This window comes from Mesorhizobium sp. C372A (assembly GCF_030323245.1).
Classification (GTDB): Bacteria; Pseudomonadota; Alphaproteobacteria; order Rhizobiales; family Rhizobiaceae; genus Mesorhizobium.
In genome coordinates this window covers 4,408,979-4,434,260 of sequence record NZ_CP100475.1, presented here as the reverse complement: position 1 = coordinate 4,434,260, position 25,282 = coordinate 4,408,979, and the positions used below count along the sequence as shown (strand labels likewise).

27 protein-coding genes and 1 pseudogene are annotated in these 25,282 nt (G+C 61.7%); 7 read left to right on the top strand and 21 right to left on the bottom strand.

Going from position 1 to position 25,282, the window contains the following annotated elements; all coding sequences use genetic code 11:
* Nucleotides 1-2: 2 nt before the first annotated feature.
* The 10 genes from lipA to eno all read right to left on the bottom strand — a co-directional run bounded on the left by lipA (nt 3) and on the right by eno (nt 9,848).
* Complete coding sequence (gene lipA, locus NLY42_RS21180; RefSeq protein ID WP_023668921.1) at nt 3-968, bottom strand: lipoyl synthase; 966 nt, start codon at nt 966-968, stop codon at nt 3-5.
* A gap of 127 nt (nt 969-1,095) precedes the next feature.
* Nucleotides 1,096-1,353, bottom strand: a complete 258-nt coding sequence (locus NLY42_RS21175; RefSeq protein ID WP_023668920.1) for a GlsB/YeaQ/YmgE family stress response membrane protein — start codon at nt 1,351-1,353, stop codon at nt 1,096-1,098.
* Nucleotides 1,354-1,455: 102 nt separating this feature from the next.
* On the bottom strand, nt 1,456-2,904 hold the full coding sequence (lpdA, locus tag NLY42_RS21170) for a dihydrolipoyl dehydrogenase (RefSeq protein WP_023755214.1): 1,449 nt from the start codon (nt 2,902-2,904) through the stop codon (nt 1,456-1,458).
* A gap of 22 nt (nt 2,905-2,926) precedes the next feature.
* Complete coding sequence (locus tag NLY42_RS21165; RefSeq protein WP_023755213.1) at nt 2,927-3,568, bottom strand: SGNH/GDSL hydrolase family protein; 642 nt, start codon at nt 3,566-3,568, stop codon at nt 2,927-2,929.
* Complete coding sequence (locus NLY42_RS21160) at nt 3,565-3,984, bottom strand: hypothetical protein (RefSeq protein ID WP_023748669.1); 420 nt, start codon at nt 3,982-3,984, stop codon at nt 3,565-3,567. Before NLY42_RS21160 ends, NLY42_RS21165 begins: the two co-directional genes overlap by 4 nt.
* A 12-nt stretch (nt 3,985-3,996) precedes the next feature.
* Entirely contained in the window at nt 3,997-5,415 is a 1,419-nt protein-coding gene (locus tag NLY42_RS21155; protein ID WP_023755212.1) for a pyruvate dehydrogenase complex dihydrolipoamide acetyltransferase, read from the bottom strand.
* Between the two features lie 18 nt (nt 5,416-5,433).
* Nucleotides 5,434-6,855 (bottom strand): pyruvate dehydrogenase complex E1 component subunit beta, encoded by a 1,422-nt coding sequence (locus NLY42_RS21150; protein ID WP_023696091.1) that lies wholly within the window; start codon nt 6,853-6,855, stop codon nt 5,434-5,436.
* A 15-nt stretch (nt 6,856-6,870) separates the two neighbouring features.
* A complete protein-coding gene (pdhA, locus tag NLY42_RS21145; protein WP_023668914.1) occupies nt 6,871-7,917 on the bottom strand; it encodes a pyruvate dehydrogenase (acetyl-transferring) E1 component subunit alpha in 1,047 nt (348 codons plus the stop codon).
* 195 nt (nt 7,918-8,112) lie between these two features.
* Nucleotides 8,113-8,436: an FtsB family cell division protein gene (locus NLY42_RS21140; protein WP_023682560.1), complete on the bottom strand. Its 324-nt coding sequence runs from the start codon at nt 8,434-8,436 to the stop codon at nt 8,113-8,115.
* Nucleotides 8,437-8,573: 137 nt separating this feature from the next.
* The gene (gene eno / locus NLY42_RS21135) at nt 8,574-9,848 is read right to left on the bottom strand and encodes a phosphopyruvate hydratase (RefSeq protein WP_023701745.1); all 1,275 of its coding nucleotides are present in this window, start codon (nt 9,846-9,848) and stop codon (nt 8,574-8,576) included.
* A gap of 186 nt (nt 9,849-10,034) precedes the next feature.
* Between eno and NLY42_RS21130 the strand changes: the two genes are divergently transcribed.
* Together NLY42_RS21130 and NLY42_RS21125 are read left to right on the top strand one after the other, a co-directional pair.
* Nucleotides 10,035-11,525: a glycoside hydrolase family 19 protein gene (locus tag NLY42_RS21130; RefSeq protein WP_198022208.1), complete on the top strand. Its 1,491-nt coding sequence runs from the start codon at nt 10,035-10,037 to the stop codon at nt 11,523-11,525.
* Between the two features lie 109 nt (nt 11,526-11,634).
* A complete protein-coding gene (locus NLY42_RS21125) occupies nt 11,635-11,757 on the top strand; it encodes a hypothetical protein (protein WP_023755211.1) in 123 nt (40 codons plus the stop codon).
* A 77-nt stretch (nt 11,758-11,834) separates the two neighbouring features.
* Here the strand turns inward: NLY42_RS21125 and NLY42_RS21120 are convergent, their stop codons facing one another.
* The 6 genes from NLY42_RS21120 to NLY42_RS21095 form a co-directional block, all read right to left on the bottom strand.
* On the bottom strand, nt 11,835-12,200 hold the full coding sequence (locus NLY42_RS21120; protein ID WP_023668909.1) for a PRC-barrel domain-containing protein: 366 nt from the start codon (nt 12,198-12,200) through the stop codon (nt 11,835-11,837).
* Nucleotides 12,201-12,284: 84 nt separating this feature from the next.
* Nucleotides 12,285-12,488, bottom strand: coding sequence for a dodecin family protein (locus NLY42_RS21115; RefSeq protein WP_023668908.1), 204 nt, complete (start codon nt 12,486-12,488; stop codon nt 12,285-12,287).
* 97 nt (nt 12,489-12,585) lie between these two features.
* Nucleotides 12,586-13,464, bottom strand: a complete 879-nt coding sequence (gene kdsA / locus NLY42_RS21110; protein ID WP_031244652.1) for a 3-deoxy-8-phosphooctulonate synthase — start codon at nt 13,462-13,464, stop codon at nt 12,586-12,588.
* Complete coding sequence (locus tag NLY42_RS21105) at nt 13,461-14,333, bottom strand: VOC family protein (protein ID WP_023755209.1); 873 nt, start codon at nt 14,331-14,333, stop codon at nt 13,461-13,463. The genes kdsA and NLY42_RS21105 overlap by 4 nt, the downstream gene beginning before the upstream one ends.
* 55 nt (nt 14,334-14,388) lie before the next feature.
* Entirely contained in the window at nt 14,389-14,679 is a 291-nt protein-coding gene (locus tag NLY42_RS21100) for a Dabb family protein (protein ID WP_023682566.1), read from the bottom strand.
* A 113-nt stretch (nt 14,680-14,792) separates the two neighbouring features.
* Nucleotides 14,793-14,927: a hypothetical protein gene (locus NLY42_RS21095; RefSeq protein WP_023688440.1), complete on the bottom strand. Its 135-nt coding sequence runs from the start codon at nt 14,925-14,927 to the stop codon at nt 14,793-14,795.
* 259 nt (nt 14,928-15,186) lie between these two features.
* On the opposite strand from NLY42_RS21095, the gene NLY42_RS21090 reads away from it, so the two are divergent.
* Nucleotides 15,187-16,437, top strand: coding sequence for an SAM-dependent methyltransferase (locus tag NLY42_RS21090; RefSeq protein ID WP_023755208.1), 1,251 nt, complete (start codon nt 15,187-15,189; stop codon nt 16,435-16,437).
* Between the two features lie 60 nt (nt 16,438-16,497).
* On the opposite strand, the gene NLY42_RS21085 is transcribed toward NLY42_RS21090, so the two are convergent.
* Both NLY42_RS21085 and NLY42_RS21080 read right to left on the bottom strand, forming a co-directional pair.
* A complete protein-coding gene (locus tag NLY42_RS21085; protein ID WP_023755207.1) occupies nt 16,498-18,477 on the bottom strand; it encodes a bifunctional 2',3'-cyclic-nucleotide 2'-phosphodiesterase/3'-nucleotidase in 1,980 nt (659 codons plus the stop codon).
* 141 nt (nt 18,478-18,618) lie between these two features.
* Nucleotides 18,619-19,884, bottom strand: coding sequence for an NAD(P)/FAD-dependent oxidoreductase (locus tag NLY42_RS21080; RefSeq protein WP_023668902.1), 1,266 nt, complete (start codon nt 19,882-19,884; stop codon nt 18,619-18,621).
* A 181-nt stretch (nt 19,885-20,065) separates the two neighbouring features.
* On the opposite strand from NLY42_RS21080, the gene NLY42_RS21075 reads away from it, so the two are divergent.
* Nucleotides 20,066-20,731: a 5-formyltetrahydrofolate cyclo-ligase gene (locus NLY42_RS21075; RefSeq protein WP_023668901.1), complete on the top strand. Its 666-nt coding sequence runs from the start codon at nt 20,066-20,068 to the stop codon at nt 20,729-20,731.
* 55 nt (nt 20,732-20,786) lie between these two features.
* On the opposite strand, the gene NLY42_RS21070 is transcribed toward NLY42_RS21075, so the two are convergent.
* On the bottom strand, nt 20,787-21,059 hold the full coding sequence (locus NLY42_RS21070; protein WP_031203541.1) for a hypothetical protein: 273 nt from the start codon (nt 21,057-21,059) through the stop codon (nt 20,787-20,789).
* Between the two features lie 50 nt (nt 21,060-21,109).
* Nucleotides 21,110-21,292 (bottom strand): annotated as a pseudogene (locus tag NLY42_RS21065) (Lrp/AsnC ligand binding domain-containing protein); the annotation flags it as partial.
* 174 nt (nt 21,293-21,466) lie between these two features.
* Between NLY42_RS21065 and NLY42_RS21060 the strand changes: the two are divergent.
* Nucleotides 21,467-21,880, top strand: coding sequence for a hypothetical protein (locus NLY42_RS21060; protein WP_155922397.1), 414 nt, complete (start codon nt 21,467-21,469; stop codon nt 21,878-21,880).
* Here NLY42_RS21060 and NLY42_RS21055 read toward each other — a convergent pair.
* Nucleotides 21,877-22,350, bottom strand: coding sequence for an Lrp/AsnC family transcriptional regulator (locus tag NLY42_RS21055; RefSeq protein ID WP_023668897.1), 474 nt, complete (start codon nt 22,348-22,350; stop codon nt 21,877-21,879). The genes NLY42_RS21060 and NLY42_RS21055 overlap by 4 nt on opposite strands.
* A 155-nt stretch (nt 22,351-22,505) precedes the next feature.
* Between NLY42_RS21055 and ald the strand changes: the two genes are divergently transcribed.
* Nucleotides 22,506-23,621 carry an alanine dehydrogenase gene (ald, locus tag NLY42_RS21050; RefSeq protein WP_023688436.1) on the top strand — a complete coding sequence of 372 codons (1,116 nt, stop codon included), beginning with the start codon at nt 22,506-22,508 and terminating at the stop codon, nt 23,619-23,621.
* A gap of 205 nt (nt 23,622-23,826) precedes the next feature.
* Nucleotides 23,827-25,107: an outer membrane protein gene (locus NLY42_RS21045; RefSeq protein ID WP_031195686.1), complete on the top strand. Its 1,281-nt coding sequence runs from the start codon at nt 23,827-23,829 to the stop codon at nt 25,105-25,107.
* Nucleotides 25,108-25,282 lie beyond the last annotated feature (175 nt).

Here is a 25,282-nt window from a genome sequence, read left to right as displayed (position 1 = left end):
ATTTAACTGGCTTTTTTGAGCTGCGCCTCACGCGCCGCCCGCAGCCTGGCGAAATCGTCACCGGCATGATGCGAGGAGCGCGTCAGCGGGCTCGACGCCACCAGCAGGAAACCCTTGGTCTTGCCGATCGTCGCGAAGGAGCTGAATTCCTCCGGCGTGACGAAGCGGATCACCGGGTGGTGCTTCTTCGACGGCTGCAGATACTGGCCAATGGTCATGAAGTCGACATTGGCCGAGCGCAGGTCATCCATCAGCTGCAGGATCTCGTTGCGCTCTTCGCCGAGGCCGACCATGATGCCGGACTTGGTGAAGATCGACGGATCGAGCTCCTTGACCCGCTGCAACAGCCGGATCGAGTGGAAATAGCGGGCACCCGGCCGCACCGTCAGGTAGTTCGACGGCACGGTTTCGAGATTGTGGTTGAAGACATCGGGCTTGGCCGCCACGACGATCTCCAGCGCGCCTTCCTTGCGCAGGAAATCGGGCGTCAGGATTTCGATCGTGGTCAGAGGTGTCGCTGCCCGGATCGCCCGGATAACCTCGGCGAAATGCTGCGCGCCGCCATCGGCGAGATCGTCGCGGTCGACCGAGGTGATGACGACATGGGTCAGCCCCATCTGCTTTACGGCATGCGCGACACGCGCCGGCTCATCGGCATCGAGCGCGGTCGGAATGCCGGTGGCAACATTGCAGAACGCGCAGGCGCGCGTGCAGATCTCGCCCATGATCATGAAGGTGGCGTGCTTCTTTTCCCAGCACTCGCCGATATTGGGGCAGCCGGCCTCTTCGCACACCGTGACCAGCTTGTGCGACTTCACGATCTCGCGGGTTTCGGCATAGCCCTTGGACATCGGCGCCTTGACGCGGATCCAGTCGGGTTTGCGCAGCACGTCCTGATCAGGCTTGTGCGCCTTCTCGGGGTGCCGCAGGCGCGGCGCGTTGGCGATCGTGTCGAGGACGGTGACCATCTCAAACCTGACTTGTTGGCGTCTGCCCGTCGGCATTCGCCCTTCTGACGTCATCTAGGACTTTTCGGTGCAAAGAAAAAGGCCGCGGCGGCGCATGCCGCCACAGCCTTTTTCGCATAGCGGTAGTCTAGCGGCGTATCAGCCGCCCGGCAAAGATCAGCAGGCAGGCGCCGATGAAGCCGGTGATCAGGTAGGCGAGCCAGCCGACACCGAAGGGTTCGATGTTGAGCGCCCTGAGAATTGCGTTCAGCACCACCGCGCCGACAATGCCCATAATGATGTTCATCAAGACGCCGGTATTGCTCTTCATGACCATCTCGGCCAGCCACCCGGCCAAACCGCCGATGATGATGGCCGCAATCCAGCCCACGCCATTCACGTCCATATGCCAACTCCTCCAGTGTCAGGTGAAAATGCATCCGGAAACGAACTGTCTTGCCGTAAGGTTCCTCCGGCGCATGCGTCTGAGTCTCGCGGCAGCAATTTATCACGCGTTGAGCGCACGGCCATAGGCATCAAGCACGCTTTCCTTCATCATCTCCGACAGCGTCGGATGCGGGAAGATGGTGTGCATCAGTTCTTCCTCGGTGGTCTCCAGGTTCATCGCCACGACAAAGCCCTGGATCAGCTCCGTCACCTCGGCGCCGACCATATGCGCGCCGAGCAGCTGGCCGGTCTTCTTGTCGAAGACGGTCTTGATGAAGCCCTGGTCCTCGCCAAGCGCGATCGCCTTGCCGTTGGCGCCGAACTGGAAGCGGCCGACACGAATGTCCTTGCCTTCGGCCTTGGCCTTGGCTTCGGTGAGCCCGACCGATGCGACCTGGGGGTTGCAATAGGTGCAGCCCGGGATCTTCAGCTTGTCTGTCGCATGCACGCCGGGGAAATTGGCGATCTTTTCGATACACACCACGCCTTCATGCTCGGCCTTGTGGGCAAGCATAGGCGGTCCGGCGACATCGCCGATAGCGTAGATGCCGGGAACGTTGGTCTTGCCATAGCCGTCAATGACGACGCAGCCGCGATCGGTCTTCACGCCGAGCGTCTCGAGGCCGAGATTCTCGATGTTGCCCTGCACGCCGACGGCCGAGATCATGCGGTCGGCGGTGATCTTCTCGACCTTGCCGTCTTTCATCTCGACGTGGGCAGTGATCGAGTTGGCACCCTTCTCGACCTTGGTCACCTTGGCCTCGAGGATGATTTTCATGCCCTGCTTCTCGAACTGCTTCTGCGCGAATTTCGAGACCTCGGCATCCTCGACCGGCATCACCGCCGGCAAAAGCTCGACCACCGTCACCTCGGCGCCCATGGTGCGATAGAAGGAGGCGAACTCGATGCCGATGGCGCCCGAACCCATAACCAGCAGCGACTTCGGCATCTCCTTCGGCACCATCGCCTCGAAATAGGTCCAGATCAGTTTGCCGTCCGGCTCGATGCCGGGCAGCGCGCGCGGCCGGGCGCCGGTGGCCAGAATGATGTGCTTGGCGGTATAGGTGCCCTCGCCCTTGACGCCCTTGGGCACCGGCGGCTGCGGCTCCATCGGTTTCTTGGCCGTCTTGGAGACGACGATTTCACCCGGCTTGGAGAGCTTGGCCTCGCCCCAGATAACGTCGACCTTGTTCTTCTTCATCAGGAAGGCGACGCCGCCATTGAGCCTCAACGACACTTTGCGCGAGCGGTCGACGACAGCGGCCGTGTCGGCGCTGACCTTGCCGCCTTCGAGCTTCAGGCCGTAGTCCTTCAGATGATCGGAATAGTGCATGATCTCGGCCGAGCGCAGCAGCGCCTTGGTCGGGATGCAGCCCCAGTTGAGGCAGATGCCGCCGAGATGCTCGCGCTCGACGATGGCAGTCTTGAAGCCGAGCTGGGCGGAGCGCACCGCCGTGACATAGCCGCCGGGGCCTGAGCCGATGATGATCACGTCGTAGGATTCAGCCACGGGGTTTCTCCCTGATTTTTCTCTAGAGTTCCAGCATCACGCGCACCAATGGCGCCAGCGCCTGGCCGATATTTCGCGTGTTTTCGGCATCGAGATGGACGCCGTCGATCGGTGTGGTCTCGGCCACCGTGCCGGCATCGAAAAAGCCGCAGCCGGCCTCGTCGGCGAGCGCGGAATATTGCGGCGCCAGCCGCTTCGAGGCCTCGTCGCCGCCGGCAAACATTTCCTTGAATTCGGCATTGTCGGTGCGGCTGACCGCTGGTGGCGCGACGATCAGGATTTGCGGCGCGGCCCAGTCGAACGGATAATCGTGGCCGCGTACGATGTCGATCAGCCGCTGCACCCCCTGCTTGGCCGCGACCGGATTGCCGTGGATCCAGGGCTTCATGTCGTTGGCGCCAAGCATGATGATGATCAGGTCGAGCGGCGCATGGCTGGTCAGGATCGTCGGCAGCACCTTGGCGCCATTGCGGTCGGCACCAGCCAGGTGATCGTCGAAAGCCGTGGTGCGGCCGTTCAGACCTTCGGCAATGACTTCGATATCATCGTCGCCCAGCGCCGCCTTGAGCACGCTCGGCCAGCGATCCTCCAGCGCATGGCGCCCGAGGCTTGCCGCGTCATAGCCCCAGGTCAGGGAATCGCCGTAGCAGAGGATCGTCTTCATGCACCCGCACCCGCCTCCGCCTTAAGCCCGCGCCGCACGCGCCATCCCACGAACAGCCACTGCACGATGACCGTGGCGATGCTTGGCAAAATCAGACCGGCGACAACGGGGAGATCGCCCGACCACTGGGCTTTGCCCGGCGGCTGAGAGAAGGTCCAGGCAATCAGCCCGATCCCGGCCAGCACGAACAACGCAACCCCAACAAGCCCCGTCAGATTGATCGCCCTTTGTAGGTTTGGCACCAATTGCGCGATGAAAAACGCCACCGTCGCAACGATAGAGACCAGCGCCGAGGCCATGAAGACAAGGATGAATTCCGAGTTCGCATTGGTGGCGATTGCCAGCCACAGCGCCACCAGCCCGCCGGCCAGGCCGGAAAGGATCAGGGCGAAAAGGCTGGTGACGAATTTCCGCACAGCCTTTCCTTCCTAGACCAGCATGCCCATCGGGTTTTCGATCATGCGCTTGAAGGCGACCAGAAGTTCGGCGCCGAGCGCACCGTCGACGGCGCGGTGATCGGTCGACAGCGTCACCGACATGATATTGGCGATTTTGATCTCGCCATTCTTGACCACCGGCCGCTGCTCGCCCGCACCCACCGCCAGGATCGTCGCATGCGGCGGGTTGATGACGGCGGCAAAGTCCTTGATGCCGAACATGCCGAGATTGGAGACAGCCGTCGTGCCGCCTTGATATTCCTCAGGCTTCAGCTTGCGGCTGCGGGCACGGCTCGCCAGATCCTTCATCTCGTTGGAGATAGTGGACAGCGTCTTTTCGTCGGCGTGGCGGATGATCGGCGTGATCAGGCCGCCGGGGATCGACACGGCAACGCCGACATCGGCGTGCTTGTGCTTGACCATGGCGCTTTCGGTCCACGATGCATTGGCATCCGGCACCGCCATCAGCGCCATCGCCATCGCCTTGATCACCATGTCGTTGACCGAGAGTTTGTAGACGGGAGCCTCGCCCTTGTCGGTCTTCTTCGTCGGAGCAGCCGCATTGATCTGTGTGCGCAGCGCCAGCAGCGCATCGAGCTCGCAGTCGAGCGTCAGGTAGAAATGCGGGATGGTTGTCTTGGCCTCGACCAGGCGGCGCGCAATGGTCTTGCGCATATTGTCGTGCGGGACGAGCTCATAGGACCCTTCGGCAAACAGCTTCAGCACCTGTTCGTCCGACATCGCCTTGGGTGCCGCAGCCGGCGCAGACGCCGGAGCGCCGGCAGGTGCGGCTTTCGCGGCCGGCGCGGCCTTGGCGCCACCGCCGGCGATCGCCGCCTCGACATCGGCCTTGACGACACGGCCATGCGGGCCGGTGCCACTCACGGCGGACACATCGACGCCGGCGTCTTTGGCTATGCGCCGCGCCAGCGGCGAGGCGAAAGTGCGCTCGCCTGACGATTGGCTGATCTCCCCCCTTGTGGGGGAGATGGCCGGCAGGCCAGAGGGGGGCGCGACAGACTGAGAGGTCGGCGGGACAGCGCCCCCCTCTGTCGACTTCGTCGACATCTCCCCCACGGGTGGGGAGATTGACGCCTTATCCTGTTTGGCATCGGCTTTCGCGGGCGCGGCATCGCCGCCGCCCTTTGCCGCCGCCCCTGCATCCTCGCCTTCGCCAGCCAGAATGGCGATCAGAGCATTGACCTTGACGCCTTCGGTGCCGGCCGGAACGACGAGCTTGGCAACCGTGCCCTCATCGACGGCCTCGACTTCCATCGTCGCCTTGTCGGTCTCGATCTCGGCGATCACGTCGCCCGGCGAAACCTTGTCGCCCTCCTTGACCAGCCACTTGGAAAGATTGCCCTCTTCCATCGTGGGCGAGAGCGCCGGCATGGTGATGTTGATTGGCATGATGTCCTCCCGACCGGCTCAGCGATACGTGACGGCTTTGACCGCCTCGATGACCTCGCCGACATTGGGCAAGGCCAGCTTTTCGAGGTTCGCCGCATAAGGCATCGGCACGTCCTTGCCGGCGATGGTGATGACCGGCGCATCGAGGAAGTCGAAGGCGCGCTGCGAAACCTGGTTGGCGATGTGGTCGCCGACCGAACTTTGCGGGAAACCTTCTTCGACCACGATCAAGCGGTTGGTCTTCTTCACCGAGGCAATGACGGTGTCGAGGTCGAGCGGACGGATGGTCCTGAGATCGATGATCTCGGCATCGATGCCCATGCCGCGCAGCTCGGCTTCCGCCTTGATGGCATAGGTCATGCCGATGCCGAACGAGACGATGGTGACGTCCTTGCCCTGCTTGTGAATGCGCGCCTTGCCGATCGGCAGCACGAAATCGTCAAGCTTCGGCACGTCGAAGGACTGGCCGTAGAGGATTTCGTTTTCGAGGAAGATGACCGGGTTCGGATCGCGGATCGCCGCCTTGAGCAGGCCCTTGGCATCGGCAGCCGTGTACGGCATCACCACTTTCAGGCCGGGAATATGGCTGTACCAGGCGGCATAGCACTGCGAATGCTGGGCGCCGACGCGGGCGGCAGCCCCGTTCGGGCCGCGGAACACGATCGGCGCGCCCATCTGGCCGCCCGACATATAGAGCGTCTTGGCGGCGGAGTTGATGATCTGGTCGATCGCTTGCATGGCGAAATTAAAGGTCATGAATTCGACGATCGGCTTCAGGCCGGCCATTGCCGCACCGACGCCGACGCCGGCAAAGCCATGCTCGGTGATCGGCGTGTCGACCACGCGTCGCGGCCCGAATTCCTGCAGCAGGCCTTGCGTGATCTTGTAGGCGCCCTGGTATTCCGCGACCTCCTCGCCCATGACGAAGACATCGCCGTCGCGGCGCATTTCCTCGGCCATGGCATCGCGCAAGGCCTCGCGCACCGTGGTCGAGACCATCTCGGTGCCGGCGGGAATATCGGGATCGGCCGCAGGTTTGGCCGCCGGAGCGGCGGGAACTGCCTTCGGAGCCTCGCCGGCATCCTGGGGAGCCGCTTTTGAACCTTCCTCGGCTGCATCGGTCCGCTGACCGCCAGCGGAAACGGCATCCTGGGTGGAGGCAGGCTTGCCGCTCTTTTCGACATCGCCTGCACTTTCACCGTCCTGCAGCAACACGGCGATCACCGCGTTGACCTTGACGCCTTCGGTGCCGGCGGGAACCACGATCTTGCCGATCGTGCCTTCATCGACGGCTTCGACTTCCATCGTCGCCTTGTCGGTTTCGATCTCGGCGATGACATCGCCGGCGACGACCTTGTCGCCCTCGTTCTTCAACCATTTGGAAAGATTGCCCTCTTCCATGGTCGGCGAGAGAGCGGGCATGAGAATTTCGATCGGCATGTCCTTGCCCTCCCGTTACAATACGATGTCGGTCCAGAGCTCGGACGGATCCGGCTCTGCGTCGTGCTGGGCAAATTCGGCGGCGTCGGCGACGATGTCGCGGACTTCCTTGTCGATGTTCTTGAGTTCGTCCTCGGTCGCCCACTTCTTGGCCGTCAGCCGCACCTTGACCTGCTCGATCGGATCATGATCCGAGCGCATCTTCTGCACTTCTTCCTTGGAGCGGTATTTTGCCGGATCCGACATCGAGTGACCGCGATAGCGATAGGTCTGCATCTCGAGGATGATCGGACCGTTGCCGGCACGGCACCATTCGGTCGCCTGATCGCCGGCGGATTTGACCGCACGCACATCCATGCCGTCGACCTGAATGCCGGGAATCTTGAACGATGCGCCGCGATGCGAAAAATTGGTTTCCGCCGACGAGCGCGACACCGAGGTGCCCATGGCATAGCGGTTGTTCTCGATGATGTAGATCACCGGCAGCTTCCACAGCGAGGCCATGTTGAAGCTTTCATAGACCTGGCCCTGGTTGGCTGCGCCATCGCCGAAATAGGTCAGCGAGACATTGTTGTTGTCGCGGTAGCGGTTGGCGAAGGCCAGCCCGGTGCCGAGCGAAACCTGCGCGCCGACAATGCCGTGGCCGCCGTAAAAATGCTTCTCCTTGGAGAACATGTGCATGGAGCCGCCCTTGCCCCTCGACAGGCCACCACGGCGTCCGGTCAGCTCTGCCATGACGCCCCGCGGTGACAGTTCCATCGCCAGCATGTGGCCATGGTCGCGATAGGCGGTGATCATCTGGTCGCCGTTGATCAGCGACATCTTCATGCCGGTGACGACCGCTTCCTGGCCGATATAGAGGTGGCAGAAGCCGCCGATAAAGCCCATGCCGTAGAGCTGGCCGGCCTTTTCCTCGAAGCGACGGATAAGCAGCATGTGCCGGTAGGCGGCAAGCTCCTCGTCCTTGGTGAAGTCGGCCGGCTTGGGGGCGGAAAGCCCCGTTGATTTGGCGGATGTCGATTTAACGGATTTGGCAGGCGCTTTTTTGGCGGCGGTGGCCATGCATCACTCCCTGTTGGCGTCTCTTCGCGGACACTAAAGCAGACCATGTCTGCTCCGGAGAGGATCAGCTCCTCCCCACCGATTGGAAGGAAGCTAACATGCGAGACGGCGTTTCGCCATGCAGAAAAACGCATGGCTGGCATGCGCCTAAACGCCCAGAATCGTTAGAGATATCAGCGATTAACCGAAATTCGGTTATTTCGAATTGGCCGGCAGCATGATGGTGATTTCATCGGGCTGGGACAGATTGAGCGCCCGGCGTGCCTGCTCGTCGAGCATGTCCTTTTCAAGCGTGCCCTCATGCATCAGCTGGACGCGCCGCTCCAGATCGATCCGGCGCGCCTTGATGGCATCGTACTTGGCCTGCAATTCGATGGTCTGCGCTTCGAGCTGATATTTGGAATTGATGCCGAACTCGCCATGATAGGCATGGAAGCCGAAATAGGCCAGGAACGCCACGCAAAGCGACGGGATGATCAGCCGGCCGGTGTTTCTCTGCTTGTGCTGGCGTGTCCACATGGTCGCAATCCTTTGACCGCCATTTGTCGCTCGATTGTGCTTAATGGACGGTTACGGACAGGTGCATTAGCCAGCGGCCGCAACGAAAAAGGGCGGGAAAATCCCGCCCTTCGTCGTTTTCGCCAGTTCGGCAGAATTTAAGCTTTGACCACCGACTTGCCGGCGTAGCGCGCCTGCTTGCCGAGCTCTTCCTCGATGCGGATCAGCTGGTTGTACTTGGCCATGCGATCCGAGCGCGACAGCGAACCGGTCTTGATCTGCCCGCAATTGGTGGCGACGGCGAGGTCGGCGATGGTCGAATCCTCGGTTTCGCCCGAACGGTGCGACATGACGGCTGTGTAGCCTGCCTTGTGCGCGGTCTCGACAGCGTCGAGCGTTTCGGTGAGCGAGCCGATCTGGTTGACCTTGACCAGGATCGAATTGGCGACACCCATGCGGATGCCGTCGCGCAGCCGCGCCGTGTTGGTGACGAAGAGGTCGTCGCCAACCAGCTGCGTCTTGTTGCCGATCAAATCGGTCAGGTACTTCCAGCCCTCCCAGTCGTCCTCGGCCAGGCCGTCCTCGATCGAGATGATCGGATAGTCGGCGGCAAGCTTGGCCAGGTACTTGGCCTGCGCCTTGGGATCGCGGGTCCTCTTCTCGCCCTCATAGACGTAATTGCCGTCCTTGAAGAATTCGGTCGCCGCACAGTCGAGACCAAGCGCGATCTCCTCGCCCGGCTTGAAGCCGGCCTTCTCGATCGATTCCATGATGAAATCGAGCGCCACCGGCGCACTCTTCAGATTGGGCGCGAAGCCGCCTTCGTCGCCGACATTGGTGTTGTGGCCGGCATCCTTGAGCTTCTTGCGCAGCGTGTGGAAGATTTCCGAGCCCCAGCGCACGCCTTCGCGCAGCGTCGGCGCGCCGACCGGCAGGATCATGAATTCCTGGAAATCGATCGGATTGTCGGCATGCGCGCCGCCATTGATGATGTTCATCATGGGCACCGGCAGCAAATGCGCCTTGGTGCCGCCGACATAGCGGTAGAGCGGCAGGCCGGCGGCTTCCGCCGCGGCCTTGGCGACCGCCAGCGAGACGCCGAGGATGGCGTTGGCGCCGAGCCGGCTCTTGTTGGGCGTGCCGTCGAGCTCGATCATGGTCTGGTCGATGTGGATCTGGTTTTCGGCTTCCAAGCCGCCGATCGCCTCGAACAGCTCGCCATTGACGGCCTCGACCGCCTTGAGCACGCCCTTGCCGAGATAGCGGGCGCCACCGTCGCGCAGTTCGACGGCCTCATGCGCGCCGGTCGACGCGCCCGACGGCACCGCGGCGCGGCCCATCGAGCCGTCTTCGAGGACGACGTCGACCTCGACGGTCGGATTTCCACGGCTGTCCAGGATTTCACGCCCGACAATGTCGATGATGGCGGTCATTGCGATGTCCCCGATTGATCGATTGAAAGCGTCGCGCCCCTCTTAGCCAAAGTGCCGCAAAAGGCAATCAGGAATGGCATGAAATAATGGTGACAGTCGCCCCATGCGCTCAGGCCGTGGGGCATGGGCGACGCCATCTGAACGCAAACAGCCCGCCCTGACGTCATATGTCTGGCGCGGCATGGGGTGGGTGCCCCGCCCCTGCGGCAATGCCTTTGTCACGAAACCAGGCGGCACACAAACTCCACCCGATGCTTCAAAAGAGGCTACCGCCAACGTGACAAACTTCACAATGCAGAGAATTCGAAGATGTTAGGGTCACATCTACAACGCGAACTATTTGGCGACCACAGTGAAATCAACAAACTTGAACTCTTTGGGGAGGCGGCAATGGCAGCGATTTCAGGTACTGGCTGGGAACTTCTTATTAGTCGCCAAGTCGAACATACGAGGGGCACCAGACGCAGGACAGTTGGTACCTATAAAGTCTTTCACAACGGCACGGCAGTAACGGGTCTATCGGGGTTCGTGTGTGAATCTCGCGGCCCAGGCGACAATTCCAAAGAAGACAATGGCAGGCGCATCGAGCCCGGCACCTATCCACTGGCGACGCAGGCCGGAGGCAAATATGTGACCATCGGCTACACTGGCGGCAAGACGCCACCCAAACCTGGACTCGAACTGCTGAAGACCAACAAGCGCACCGAAATCCTGATCCATCCGGGCGTCAATTTCCTGTCCAGCGTCGGGTGCATCAATCCGACGAAGAAGGTGAGCGGTCCGCTTTCCGACATGGATTTCACGGAGAGCCGGACACGCGTAATCGCCCTCATCGATGATCTGAAAACCTTTGCCGGCGGTGGCTTCCCGAAAAGCAACGGCAAGCGAATTCCCAATGCTTCGGTGGTCGTCGAAGGCGAACCGGTGCTCTCGACCGAGAGTGTCGAGAGCGTGCTCGAAGCCGTTGCGGGCGATCCGAACAAGGGTTTGCCGGCAGCGGTCTTCCAGAAATTCGCGCCGAGACCGGCAAGCGGTTCCAAGCGAACAATCTATGACGGTTACATCGGCGCCTTTACCTCCGACAAGGGCCTCAAGACACTTGGCGATCATGGCGTGTGCAACAACTATGATCGGCTGATGCATTTCTTCGCTCAAGCGGCGATGGAAACCGGTGGCTTCACCCTCATTCGCGAATCCCTGACCTACACGACCGTGGCGGCAATCCGGAACGCATGGAGGTCGCGAGCCGCGGGCAAGACGGATCAGTGGATCAAGGACAACCTGCTGCGCAAGCCGCAAGCCCTGGGCGACTGGGCCTATGGCGGCCGCATGGGCAATGTGAAGGGAACGTTGGACGGCTTCAATTTCCGCGGCGGCGGCACGTTCCAGACCACCGGGCGCGACGCGTACACGGCCAAGGGCAAGCTCGCCAAGGTTGACCTCGCCAATCATCCTGAACTGATCGAGGATCCGCAGACTTCGCTGCTCGCAGCTTGCGCCGAATGGAAAGGGTCAGGCTGCAATGCCTTTGCCGATGCCGGCCTGATCAAAAAGATCTCGCGCGCGATCAACGTCGGCAACGCCAATTCCGCCACGCAGGCCAATGGCGAAGCGGATCGGATCGCCTGGCATGAGAAGGTTTTCAAGGCGGTCAAGAATGCCGGACTCCTCGGCTGAGCATGCCTCGGATCACGTTCGACAACACCACGTCATCATAATTCAGAGATAACAATCTCTGTGTCGACTAGGATGGTGATGCGCGGGGCGAAACAGGAGGAGTTTCGCCATGTCCGAGTTGAGCGGTATCGTGAGTTTGTTCCTGATCGCGGCGGCGTTCCTGACGTCCTGCGATACGCGGCAGCCGCCAAGGGCGGCGACGCAACTGTCCACGCTTTACGCAGCAGAATAGAAACTGTCGGGTTACACTGAAAAGGCCCCCGTTTCGGAATTCGGGGGCCTTTTCACGTCAGGCGTCAGCGCAGCTGATCAATGCCAATACGGCGTGACCTTGTAGTAATCATAGGAAGCATCACGCGCGGCCTCGCCATCGGCGCCGGCCAGTTCATTGATCGAATAGGCGGGTGCTGCCTTCAGCTGCTCCTTCGAGAACGGCACGACATAGCCGCCCTTGTCCTCGTCATAGTCGAGGCTCGCCCACGGAATGGCGTGATACTTCTCGCCAATGCCGAGAAATCCACCGAACCCGATCACCGCGAACATGATGCCGTTCGACGTCTTGTCGAGCATGATGTCCTCGATGCTGCCGATGCTCGTGCCTTCGGTGTTGTAGACCGACGTGCCGATGACGCGCGAAGCGGCGATGGCTTCGGTGTGGCCTGTCTGGGTGGTCATGGCTGCTGCTCCTCATGTCGTTGATCGATACTTTGACAATGAGGGGCGCGGGCGAAAGTTCCCGTTTTTTCGAGCGGCGGGCGGTTACTCCGCGAGGATGAACGTCACCTTCATGTTGACGCGATACGCCGCGATCCTGCCGTCCTCGACGACGATCTTCTGGTCCTGGATCCAGGCGCCTTCGACGTTCTTCAGGGTTTTGGATGCGCGCTCAATCCCCTTCTCGATGGCGTCCTGAAAGCTCTTTTTCGACGACGACGTGATTTCGGTGACGCGGGCGACGGACATGGCTTCCTCCTGCCAAGACGCTCATTTGCAGGAGCGAGCCTACAGCCGGCTTATGCCTTCCACAAGCAGGGCAGCGCGCGCGCCATAGCCGAAAGCATCAGCCTCGGTTCAGGTCAGCAGCATTCTTGGCGATGCGGTCGAATGCCATCAGTCTTTCGAGCAGCGCCGGCATGTCCTTCAGCGGCAGCATGTTGGGCCCGTCGGAGGAGGTCGAATTGTCGGGATCCTGGTGGGTCTCTATGAACACGCCGGCGATGCCGACGGCAACGGCAGCCCGCGCCAGCGTCTCGACAAAGCGGCGCTCACCACCGGAGGAACCGCCCTGCCCGCCCGGCTGCTGCACCGAATGGGTGGCGTCGAAAATCACCGGCGCGCCGATCTCGGCCATCACAGGCAAAGCCCGCATGTCCGACACCAGCGTGTTGTAGCCGAAAGACGCGCCGCGCTCGGTGGTCAGCACATTGAGGTTGCCCGAACCGGTGATCTTGGCCACCACGTTCTTCATGTCCCAGGGCGCCAGGAACTGCCCCTTCTTGACGTTGATCACCTTGCCGGTCTTGGCGGCGGCGACCAGCATGTCGGTCTGGCGCGACAGGAAGGCCGGAATCTGCAGCACATCGACATGGGGTGCGACGATCGCGCACTGCTCCTCGGTGTGGACATCGGTCAGAATGGGAAGCGAAAACGCCTTGCGCAACTCGTCGAACACCGGAAGCGCCACGTCCATGCCGGCGCCGCGCGTTGCCGACAGCGAGGTGCGGTTGGCCTTGTCGTAGCTGGTCTTGTAGACGAGGCCGATGCCGAGCTTGCCGGTCAGTTCCTTCAGCGCGCCGGCCATGTCGAAAGCGTGCTGGCGCGATTCGAACTGGCACGGACCGGCGATCAACGCCAAGGGCCCGCTATTGTCGAAGACGACGTTGCCGACGGTTACCGACGAATTCGGCGCCATCGAATTAGGCCCTTGCGGCTTGCTCATGGGGTCTCCCGGAAGATGAAAGCCGCGCCCTGTCCGGATGCCGGCTGCACGACGATTTCGTTGCCCGCTATATCGTGCCCGACGGCGTTGTCTGCAAGCAGCCTCGCGACAGCGCCGACACTGCGGACTGAAAAGACAATCGCGGCGAAGCGAACTCTTGTCGGCGCACCGGCCGGAATGTCGAAGCGCGCGGTGAAAGCCGCAGGATCCAGAACGGTCAGACGCGCATTCGGCAGGGCGAAGACCGCGCTGCTCTGCTGCTCCGAGCCAACCACTGTCGAGATCAGGCTGATCTGTGTGGAAGGCACATCGCTGACCGCAACGACTTCGGCAATGCCGGTCACGCCGTTGGCATGGGCCTGCAGTGCCGTACGGTCGATTTGAGGGGCGTTGATCCGCTCGCAAGCGAACAGAAAGGCGTCCATCGTCTCGGCGCCGGCGGCGAAAGCCAGTTTGAACGAGGCCATGTCGCTCTTTCCGGCCGTATCGGTGAAGGCGCGGGAAAAGCTCAGCACGTCTCCCGCCGACATACCGGCCGAGACATAGCGCGCATGATCCGCATCGGCATCGTCGGTGGCCAGCACTACGGCGGAAAAGCCCTCATCGCCCAGGCTGGCGCGATAGAGGCGGTCGCGCGCGACAAAGACATTGCCGCCGGCGATCGCACTCGCTGCCACCTGTTCATTCCCGACCGCCAGCGGTTCGAGATAGGTGCCGTCGGCAAGGAAGACGCAGCAATTTTCGGTGCCGAAAGGGTGGATGCCGGTTGGTGCGACGATGAAGCCAAGCGATGTCAGCCGCGCCCGCGCCACGGCGAGGCTCGCCGTCGGCAACACAAGATGGTCAAGCGGATGGATCGTGCTGGTCATGCCGGCGCGGTGTGCATCATTCCGGAAATCGGTTCAAGGCCTCTTGCCAGCCCGATCAGGCCATCGCCACGACATCGGCCGAATAGCGCAATTCGCGCAATGGTTTGACCCGGCTGGTCGTCTCGGCATAGAGCGGGTGCGCCTTGTAGGCGGCAAGCGCGGCATCATCCTCGAACTCGGCATAGACGACCACGTCGATCGCATCCGACAGCGGATCGACCTTGGTGTTGAGCGTCACCTCGAAGAGGCTTGAATGCGGGATCTTGCCCAGCGCGAGCAAGCCCGTGCGCACGGCCTCGACATCGTCCTTGCGCCGCGCGCTGAAGAAAACGATATGCCGGATCACGCCTGCCTCCACGTTCGATTTGCGGCATGTTTTGTGTGAGCGGGACCGTCGCGTCAACCGCCACGATGTCGCGCCCGGCAATGCCGGCAGCGACTTTGCAGAGGCGCAAAAAGCTAGGCTTTGCCGGTGACGTAGCGCACGACGCGCGACATCTCCCTGACCGTCGTGTCGAGATAGCGGCCCTGATTATAGAGGCCGTCCCAGATCAGGAAAAAGGCGATGGCGACGATGACGATGACATAACGCATGGCTGAAACTAACGTATGTGGCTGTTCGTAACCATAGCGATTTCACCGAGGGCCGCGCTCTCCCGCGGATTCTGGCCTCAGGCCGGCAAGCTGGGCCAGCGCCGCACGAAGCTTGCCTCTTGAAGTTTCGGCCAATGCCATGGAAGATTGTGGGGAAAATTCACGCAGGCTACGGCGTTCGCGCCTGGCGAATGAAAGTGGAGGATGTGGAGGCCGGCAGATCTTGCGCCGCCCCCGCGGAATTCCAGGGGGGTGTGAGATGGCTGTCAGGGAATACAAAGGCTTCGGCGACGCCATCAGGCTGGACGAACTCAATTTCGCCGAGATGGTCAAGGGCCTGCCGGCCAAGGCGCGCATGGTGCTGTCGGCGGCGATGAAATTGCCGCGCGGTTCGCTGAAGGTGAGGATGCCGGATGGCCGGGCGGTTCTTGTCGGCGGCAACGGACCCGGCCCGGATGCCGAACTGGTGTTGAAGAACTGGCGCCTGCCCGGCCGTGCCTTTTCCGGCGGCACCATCGGCGTTGCCGAATCCTACATGGACGGCGACTGGGAAAGCCCTGATGTAACCAGCTTCCTGGAACTGTTCGTCGTCAACTCGGCCGTTGGCGAACGCATTGCCGGCGGCGCCAGCTGGCTCATCAACACGGTCCAGCGCATCCGCCACTGGTTCAACGAAAACACCCGCACAGGCTCGAAGCGCAACATCTCGGCGCATTACGATCTCGGCAACGCCTTCTACAAGCAATGGCTCGATCCCAGCATGACCTATTCGTCGGCGCTCTATGCGACCGGCGCCAACGACCTGGAAAGCGCTCAGGCCGCCAAATACCGCGCGCTGGCCAAGGATACGGGTATCGGCAAGAAGGACCATGTGCTCGAGATCGGCTGCGGCTGGGGCGGTTTTGCCGAATTTGCCGCGCGCGAGATCGGCTGCCGCGTCACCGGCCTGACCATCAGCCGCGAACAGCACGATTTTGCCAAGGCGCGCATCCAGAAGGCCGGGCTTGCCGACAAGGTCGAGATCAAGCTGCAGGATTACCGCGACGAAACGGGCACTTACGACCGCATCGCCTCGATCGAGATGTTCGAGGCGGTCGGCGAAAAATATTGGCCGGTATTTTTCGGCAAGATGAAGGCGTGCTTGAGGCCCGGCGGCACCGCCGGCCTGCAGATCATCACCATCAACGAGGCCGCCTACGACACCTATCGGGCGAGGCCGGATTTCATCCAGCGCTATGTCTTCCCAGGCGGCATGCTGCCGACGCCGTCGATCCTGAAGACGCTGGGCAGCGACCATGGCCTTGCCCATCTGCGCGAGCGCGTCTTTCCGGACGACTATGCCCGCACGCTTGCCGAATGGCGCAACCGCTTCTGGGCGTCGTGGGAAAAGATCGTCCCGCTCGGCTTCGACGACCGCTTCAAGAAGCTTTGGGAATTTTATCTCCACTATTGCGAAGCCGGCTTTAGAGCCAGCTACATCGACGTGCGCCAAGTGGTCTACAAAGCCTGATCCGAAGCGTGATTGAGCGGGCGTATGCCCGCTCGTTTTCCCTGTTAGCTGCACGTTGCCTCAAAGCAGGATGCGATACTTCGCAAACCCGGATTCGCCCTCGCCGGCCGGCTCGATCTTGAGCGATTTCACTCCCGATATAAAATCCTTCGCTTTGGGGCCGGTCTCGAACACGACGCTGGTGCCGGGCAGCGGCGTGAACGACCAATTGTCGTCGGCCGAGGGATTGATCGTGCCTTCGCTGACGACGTAGCGCACGATCACGTCGCGGTTGGTGTCCGGCGCCTCGTAGATGATCTTCGAGGCATTGATGTCGGGGAAATTGCCGCCACCGCCGGCGCGGTAATTGTTGGTGGCGACGACGAATTTCGCTGCCGGATCAATAGGCTTGCCGTCGAAGCTGAGGCCGACGATGCGGTTCGAGCCGGCATTGGCGACGCCACCCTTGGCATCGTATTTCGGCAGCTGCGACAGGTCTATTCCGTAGCTGACGCCATCGATCACATCGAAATTGTAGGACGGGAATTCGGTGTCGATGAGCGCCTGGTCGGCCTTGCCCGGCTCGATCTTCCTGAAAATGCCGGCCGACATTTCCAGCCATTCCTTCACTTGCGCGCCGGTGATTTCGACGGCGCGCACCGTGTTCGGATAGAGATAGAGGTCGGCGACGTTCTTGATGGCGATGTCGCCCACCGACACGTCGGTATAGTAGTCGGCGCCGTTGCGCCCGCCGGCCTTGAAGGGTGCTGCCGCCGACAGCAGCGGCACATCCTTCCACTGCGTGCTCTTCAATATGTCCTTGAGGTACCAGCTCTGCGCCTGGTTGACGATCTGCACCGACGGATCGTCGGCGACCAGCGCGAAATAGGAATAGAGCGGCGCCGAGGTCTTGCCGACCGGTCGGCGGACATAGGCAAGTGTCGCCTCATGGTCCGCCTTCAGCGCATCGACGACGCGCTGGTCGTCCGCCACCGTCGGCTTGTTTGCCTTGTCGACGCGCTGGTAGATCGGCCTTGCCTCCGATGTGGCCGAGGCTACGCGCCATTTCGATCCGTCCCGTTCCAGAAGCAGATCGATCAGTCCCATATGCGAGCCCCAGAAACCGCCCATCACGGCGGGCTTGCCCTGCAGCGTGCCTTTCTCGGTGTCGACGCCTTCGAGCGCCTGAAAATCCTTCTTGCCGGGGAAGACGAGATGCTGATGGCCGGTGAACACCGCATCGATGCCTTCGACGCCGGCGACGAAGAAGGAGGCGTTCTCCATGCCGTCGCCCTGCTTGATATCGATGCCGGAATGCGAGAGCGCGATGACGATGTCGGCGCCCTCCTCCTTGATCTGCGGCACCCATGCCCTGGCCGCCTCGACGATGTCGCGCGTCCTGACATTGCCTTCCAGGTTCTTCAGGTCCCAGACCATGATCTGCGGCGGCACAAAGCCGATGATGCCGATCTTGATCGGCTGCTCGGCGCCCGACCCGTCCTTGATCTTCTTGTCGAGGATGACATAGGGCTTGAGGTAGAGCTTGTCGTCGCGCGGTTTGGCGGCAAGCTCGGTGCCGCGGATCAGATTGGCGCAGACGAAGGGGAAATTGGCTCCGGCCAGCACCTTGTCGAGGAACGACAGGCCGTAATTGAACTCGTGATTGCCGAGCGTCGAGCATTCATAGCCCAGCAGGTTCATGCCCTTCATGATCGGATGCAGATCGCCTTCCTTGAGGCCCTTCTCATAGGCGATGTAATCGCCCATCGGATTGCCCTGCAAAAGATCGCCATTGTCGATCAGCATCGCATTGGTGGCTTCCTTGCGCACCGCCGCGATCAGTGAGGCCGTCCGTGACAGGCCCATCGTGTCGTTGGCTTTGTCGGCGTAGTAGTCGTAAGGCAGCACATTCACATGGATGTCGGTGGTCTCCATGATCCTCAGATGCGCCTGATTGGCCTGCGCGCGGGCGGAAAACGGATGGAGCATGATCAGCGCCCCGCTGGCGGCCGTACCGGCAAGAAAACTACGGCGGGAGACGGGGTAATTGAGATGCGGCATTGGTTTTCCCTCCCAGCGACGTGACAAGATCCCAGCCCCGGGCGGAAGCTTCGCGCCGAAAACCGGCCATGTCCATCGGGAAGTCAGTCGATCAGCAAAAGGTGACGGCTGGATGAATATCCTTGGCCGCGGTTGAGAACCTCAGCCCTTGTCATCGTCGCCCTGGGTGATCAGCCGCGCGCTGCGCTGGCCGGTGAAATAGATCCATAGCCAGCTAAGCGACACCGAGAGCCGGTTGCGGAAACCGATCAGGAAGTAGATATGCGCCACGCCCCACAGCCACCAGGCAAGCCATCCCGTGAGCTTGATCGAGCCGAAATCGATCGCGGCTGCCCACTTGCCGATCGTCGCCAGGTCGCCGGCATGTTTGTAGCGGAAAGGCCGCGGCGCGCCATCGCCGGCCAGCCGCGCCCTGATCGTCGCGGCGACATGCTTGCCCTCCTGCTTGGCCGAGGGCGCCACGCCGGGCACCGGTTTGCCGTCCGGCCGCAAGACATGCGCGGTGTCGCCGATGACGAAGATTTCAGGACTGTTCGGCACGGTCAGATCGGGCTCGACCATTACCCTGCCCGCCCGGTCCACCGGCGCGCCCAGCCACTCTCCCGCGGGTGAAGCCGCCACGCCGGCGGCCCACAGGATGGTTCGCGCCGGCAGATGCGTATCGCCAAAGACGACGCCTTCGGCATCGAGGCGCGTGACGGCGCGGCCAAGCTCGACCGTGACGCCCCGTCGCTCCAGCGCCTTGCGCGCATAGTCGGACAGCTTTGGCGCGAAATTGGCTAGGATCCTGTCTCCGGCCTCGACCAGCACCACACGCGCCTCACGCGTGTCGATGTTGCGGAATTCGCCGCGCAGCGTTTCATGCGCGAGTTCGACAATGGTGCCGGCAAGCTCCACGCCGGTCGGGCCGCCGCCGACGATGACCAGTGTCAGCAGTGCCTGGCGCTTGGCCGGATCGGTCTCGCGCTCGGCCTGCTCGAAGGCGAGCAGGATGCGCCGCCGAATGGTGGTTGCGTCTTCAAGCGTCTTCAGCCCGGGCGCGAAAGGCTCCCATTCGTCGTGGCCGAAATAAGCATGACGCGCGCCGGTGGCGAGCACCAGCGTGTCGTAGGGAACAGAACTGCCGTCCTCAAGCAGCACGCGTTTGCCTGGACGGTCGACGCCGGTGACGTTGCCGAGCAGGGTCGTCACGTCCTCGCGCTTGCGCAGCAGATGACGGATCGGCCAGGCAACTTCCGAGGTCGCCAGCGAGGTGGTCGCCACCTGGTAAAGCAGCGGCTGGAAAAGGTGATGGTTGCGCTTGTCGATCATGGTGATGCGCACGGGTGCGCCGGCCAGCGCCCGGGTGAGTTCGAGACCGCCGAACCCTGCGCCGACGACAACGACATGATGGCTGGTTTCACTCATCGCATTCACCCCTGTTTGTCTCTCTTTATCTAGTGATTTTTGTGCACCGCAACAATGTCGCGGCGCGCTAGACTGCCGCGCGTAAGGCTGCCCAGGACTCGTCGCCGGATGTCGCGAATGCCTATGTCGGCAAGCCTGGACGGGTATAGCCTTGCAGGGGCTGGAACCACGGGAGTGAAGCATGGCCAACGACGATGACAAAGATCGCAAAGGGCGGGCGCAATATTCTTCGCCGCCTTGCTTCATGCACGAACTCGATCCGGAATTTCGCGCGCCATTGACCGACTGGACCGATGTGCGCCGTTGGCGCAAGGCCGAGCGCGAGCGTCTGATCGCGGCACGGTTGGCGGTTTCCGCCGATGCGCGGGTGGCGATGTCGCGGGCTATCGCCGAAGGGCTCGACGCGACCATCGGCGACATTGCCGGCCGCATGGTCAGCCTCTATTGGCCGTTTCGCGGCGAGCCGGACCTGCGGCCGTGGATGGCGTCGATCAACGAACGCGGCGGCCGCACGGCGCTGCCCATCGTGATCGAGAAGGGCCAGCCGCTGATCTTCCGCGCTTATGTGCCTGGCGACCGGCTGGAAAAAGGCGTCTGGAACATCCCTATCCCCGCCGAAGGCGACCCGGTGCTGCCCGACATCGTCATCTCGCCGATCGTCGGCATCGACCCGCGAAACTACCGCCTGGGCTATGGCGGCGGCTTCTTCGACCGCACGCTGGCTGCCATGCCGTTCAAGCCATTGGTCATCGGCGTCGGCTACGAACTGCAGCGCATCCCCACCATCTACCCGCAGCCGCACGACATCCCGATGGACCAACTGGTGACCGAGGTATTAAAAGCCTAGCGTGATGAGATTCAGAGACCCTCCGTGTGATCGCACATATTCATAAATATCACGCTTAGAAAAGATCGCCGTTGGTGTCATTCCCAGGCAACTGAGGAATATCCGCCTTACCGGCATCTTTATACTCGGCCAACAAACGAATGCGGCGATACACACTGAACAGAATTTTCAGAAAGACAAGCGGATCTCCGGTGCGCGCGTGTAGCGCACCTGCAGACGGAAGCTCAATCAATCGGGCCATGTCATTGGCACTGTCGGCGATTATCTTCACCTCTTCAGCGGCTTTTCTAGTATCCACTTTATTTGTTTTAAGCACAATTCCGTGCACTCCGCTACTCAGCTCCTAAGCCTCTCCGCTTCTTCTCCATCGCCGCGCGATCAACAATCGCGCAAGGCAAAGGACGAACTGATCTTCATCACGTGCGGCATAACAGACAGCCACTTCTTGTGGATGCGTTGATAGCCCACGAGGTGCTTCGCCGCGATGCGCAGGATGTAGTCGTATTCACCCGACATCAGGTGGCAGGACAGCACATTTGGGCAGCACTTTATCGCCGCATCGAGGCCGGTTGACCGCCGTGTAGCAACACAAATGTTACGTGACAAAAATCCGACGTGGTCGATAAATACTCTTTAAGGGAACCATGCTGCAGCGAACCGCTTCGACATGCGCTTCGGGCGGATCCAACAGTGTCGAGCCGCTCTTGAATTGGCTGCTTCGCAACGGGTGGCGAGATGATCGGACGAACCATAGCAATTACCCTCGCAATTGCGTTTTCCCTTTCGCCTTTGCATGCGCAACCACGGCATCGTTTGCCGAGCGGCTACAAATGGGGCCGCTGCCTGCTTGTTGTTGGCGGTCAGACCCGCATATCCGGAAGGTGCTCTTATCAAATCGAGCAGGGCGGCGATTTCAATATCCAGGGACCGAAGCAAGTTTTTGCAGGGATCGACTATCCTGATCCGCATAGTGGCGCTGGTGAAATGTCTAAAGATTACTGGGCGGATGTCTACAAGGACGGTGATGTCTGGGCGGGCTATGCAAACTCCGACATTCGCGCCACCCACGGTGATGAACGCTGGGAAGAACTTCGCCGCGAAGGCGCATGCTATATCGGGAAGGACGTCCGAGTATGTTTGTGGCGTTAAGCCAGTTCCGGCTTCATTCCCATGGCGGTCCGATCGACGATCTCGCGCAGGGCAAAGGATGAGTTGATCTTGGTCACATGCGGCATCGCCGACAGCCACTCCTTGTGGATGCGCTCATAGTCGACCAGATCCTTGGCGGCGATGCGCAGGATATAGTCGTATTCGCCCGACATCAGGTGGCACGACAGCACATTCGGGCAGCGCTTGATCGCCGCCTCGAAATCCGACAGCGTCTTTTCGAACTGTCCCGACAGCGATATGTGCACGATCGCCGTCATCTGGTGACCGAGCGCTGCATTCGAAAGCCGGGCGTGATAGCCGCGGATGGTGCCGGATTTCTCCAGATTGTCGAGCCGGCGCGAACAGGCCGACTGCGACAGGCCGACCCTTTCGGCGAGCGCCGCATTGGGTATGCGGCCATCCTTCTGCAGTGCCTCGAGAATGGCGATATCGATCCTGTCGAGCGGCATTTCTCGTGATTCCTGCGAAATTTCCTTGATTTCGCGCAACGATTATCGAAACGCGTGACCCCGCGCAAGCGCATTCGCAAACACCTGCGCAACGATTTGTGGTTCACTCGGTTGATACAGGGAACGAGCCCGAAGGGCCGGATCAGGAGAAGACTATGCGCGTCGGTTGCCCCAAGGAAATCAAGAACCACGAATACCGCGTCGGCCTGACGCCGGGCTCCGTCCGCGAATATGTCGCGCATGGTCATGAAGTGCTGGTCGAAAGCGGCGCCGGCGCCGGCATCGGCGCCGATGACAATGCCTACCGCGCCGCCGGCGCCACCATCGCCAGGACCGCCGCCGACGTGTTCGCCAAGTCCGACATGATCGTCAAGGTCAAGGAGCCGCAGCCCAACGAATGGGCGCAGCTGCGCGACGGCCAGATCCTCTACACCTATCTGCACCTGGCCCCGGATCCGGAGCAGACCAAGGGCCTGCTCGCGTCCGGCGTCACCGCAATCGCCTATGAGACCGTAACCGACGACCGCGGCGGCCTGCCGCTCTTGGCGCCGATGTCGGAAGTTGCCGGCCGCCTGTCGATCCAGGCCGGCGCGACCGCGCTGCAGAAGGCCAATGGTGGCCGCGGCGTGCTGCTCGGCGGCGTGCCCGGCGTGCTGCCCGGCAAGGTCACCGTGCTCGGCGGCGGCGTCGTCGGCCTGCATGCCGCCCGCATGGCGGTCGGCCTCGGCGCCGACGTCACCATCATCGACCGCTCGATCCCGCGCCTGCGCCAGCTGGACGACCTCTTTACCGGCCGCGTCCACACCCGCTACTCCACAGTCGAGGCGCTTGAGGAAGAATGCTTCTCGGCCGACATCGTCGTCGGCGCCGTGCTCATCCCGGGTGCTGCTGCACCCAAGCTGGTGACCCGCGAAATGCTGTCGGGCATGAAGAAGGGCTCGGTGCTGGTCGACGTCGCTATCGACCAGGGCGGCTGCTTCGAGACTTCGCACGCCACCACCCATGCCGAGCCGACCTATGAGGTCGACGGCGTGATCCATTACTGCGTCGCCAACATGCCGGGCGCCGTGCCGGTGACCTCGGCGCACGCGCTCAACAACGCGACGCTGCATTATGGCCTGCAGCTGGCCGACAAGGGCCTGAAGGCGCTGGTCGACGACCACCATTTGCGCAACGGCCTCAATGTCCACAGGGGCAAGATCACCAATCGCGCCGTGGCCGAAGCACTCGGCTATGAGCTGGTCGAACCGAAAGTGGTTCTGGCTGCCTGACCTGACCTGGCATTTTGCCTCCCTTACCCGCCGGTTGTACCGGCGGGTTTTTCTTGGCTACAAGACCGCAAAACGCCCGCTCCAGGGCAAGGTGCAGCCCCTCTCGACAGCGCTTTTGCCTGTCGATGTGACATTTTTGTCATTCCAATATTAACGAGCATCCTGTTAGAACACGGACGGGTTTGTTCTATGCTAAGGGGCTAAAATGTTTATTTCTGCTAAATCCGTTCTTCTCGGCGCCGTTTCGGCAATGGCTTTGATATCGGTAGCGCATGCCGCCGACGTTGTGCAGCCGGTGGAAGAACCTGCCGGTTTCAACTGGAGCGGCGCCTATGTCGGCATCGGCGGCGGCTTCGGCGCCACCGTGCACCGCATCAGCGTCGACCCGTTTCTCGACTTCAATGGCATCGGCGGCAACGGCGTGTTTGGCGAAGTGACCGCCGGCTACGACTACATGGTCTCTGAACGCTTCCTGCTCGGCGGCTTCATCGACGCCAACATCGGGAATATCGGTCCGTCGATCAGCCTTCCGGGCGCTGATATCGACCTGACGAACGCTTATGGCTTCGACGTCGGCTTGCGCGCCGGCTATCTCTTGAACCCCAGTACGCTCGGCTATGTGCTCGGCGGCTACACTTGGAACCATTTCAAGCTCGAGGGTTCGGGCTTTGCCGACGGTCTTGATTTCACGGAGAACCGTGGCGGCTATGTCGTCGGCGTTGGCATGGAAACCGTGCTGCGCGGCAACTGGACGATTAAGACCGAGTACCGCTACGCCAACTATGGCGACGACTCGGTGGCTGACCTCGGCATTATCGGCGGCCCGGGAACCTCTCTGGATGTCGAGCCGTCCAGCCACACCTTCCACATCGCGGCCAATTACCGCTTCGGCGCCCAGAATGGCGGCGGGGCCTCGTTTGCTGCTCCGACCTACAACTGGACCGGCTTCTATGTCGGCGGCGCGCTTGGCGCCGGCACCGTGGTGCATGACCTGACGCTCGCCAGCGCCCTCGAATTGGATGGCATCGGCGGCGAAGGCGTGTTCGGCGAGGCGAGCATCGGTTACGACCATGATTTCGGCGGCTGGGTCGCCGGCGTTCTGGTCGACGCCCGCTATTCCGGCATACGCTCGAAGCTGGACATTCCGGGTGGGTCGATCAAGGGCGATGCCGACTATGGCTTCGATGCCCTGGCCCGCATCGGCGCCAAGGTCAACGAATCGACGCTGGCCTATGTCCTCGGCGGTTACAGCTGGCAGCATTTCGACCTGCATGCCTCCTCGCCCGTTGGCGACATCGTCGACTGGGGATCGAGCGGCTTCTCGGTCGGTGGCGGCCTGGAAACGGCCGTTTCCAGCAACATGACGCTTGGTCTCGAATACCGCTATTCGCAGTATGAGAAAGAAGATTTCGGCTCGGGCGGCTTCCTCACCGACGAGCCTTCCTTCCAGACCGTTCGCGTCGGCGCGAAGTATAAATTCAACTAAACGCCGCACACACACACGGCGAAGGCCCGTCGGTCAATTCCGGCGGGCTTTTTCTTTGCGCAAAATTCCTGGCGCCGGAATTGAACAGGCTGGCGGACATCAAAAAAGCGGAGCCAAAGCCCCGCTTCCTCGGTCATCGAGATCCCCGCCGGTTCATCCGCGGTCGGCAATCCAT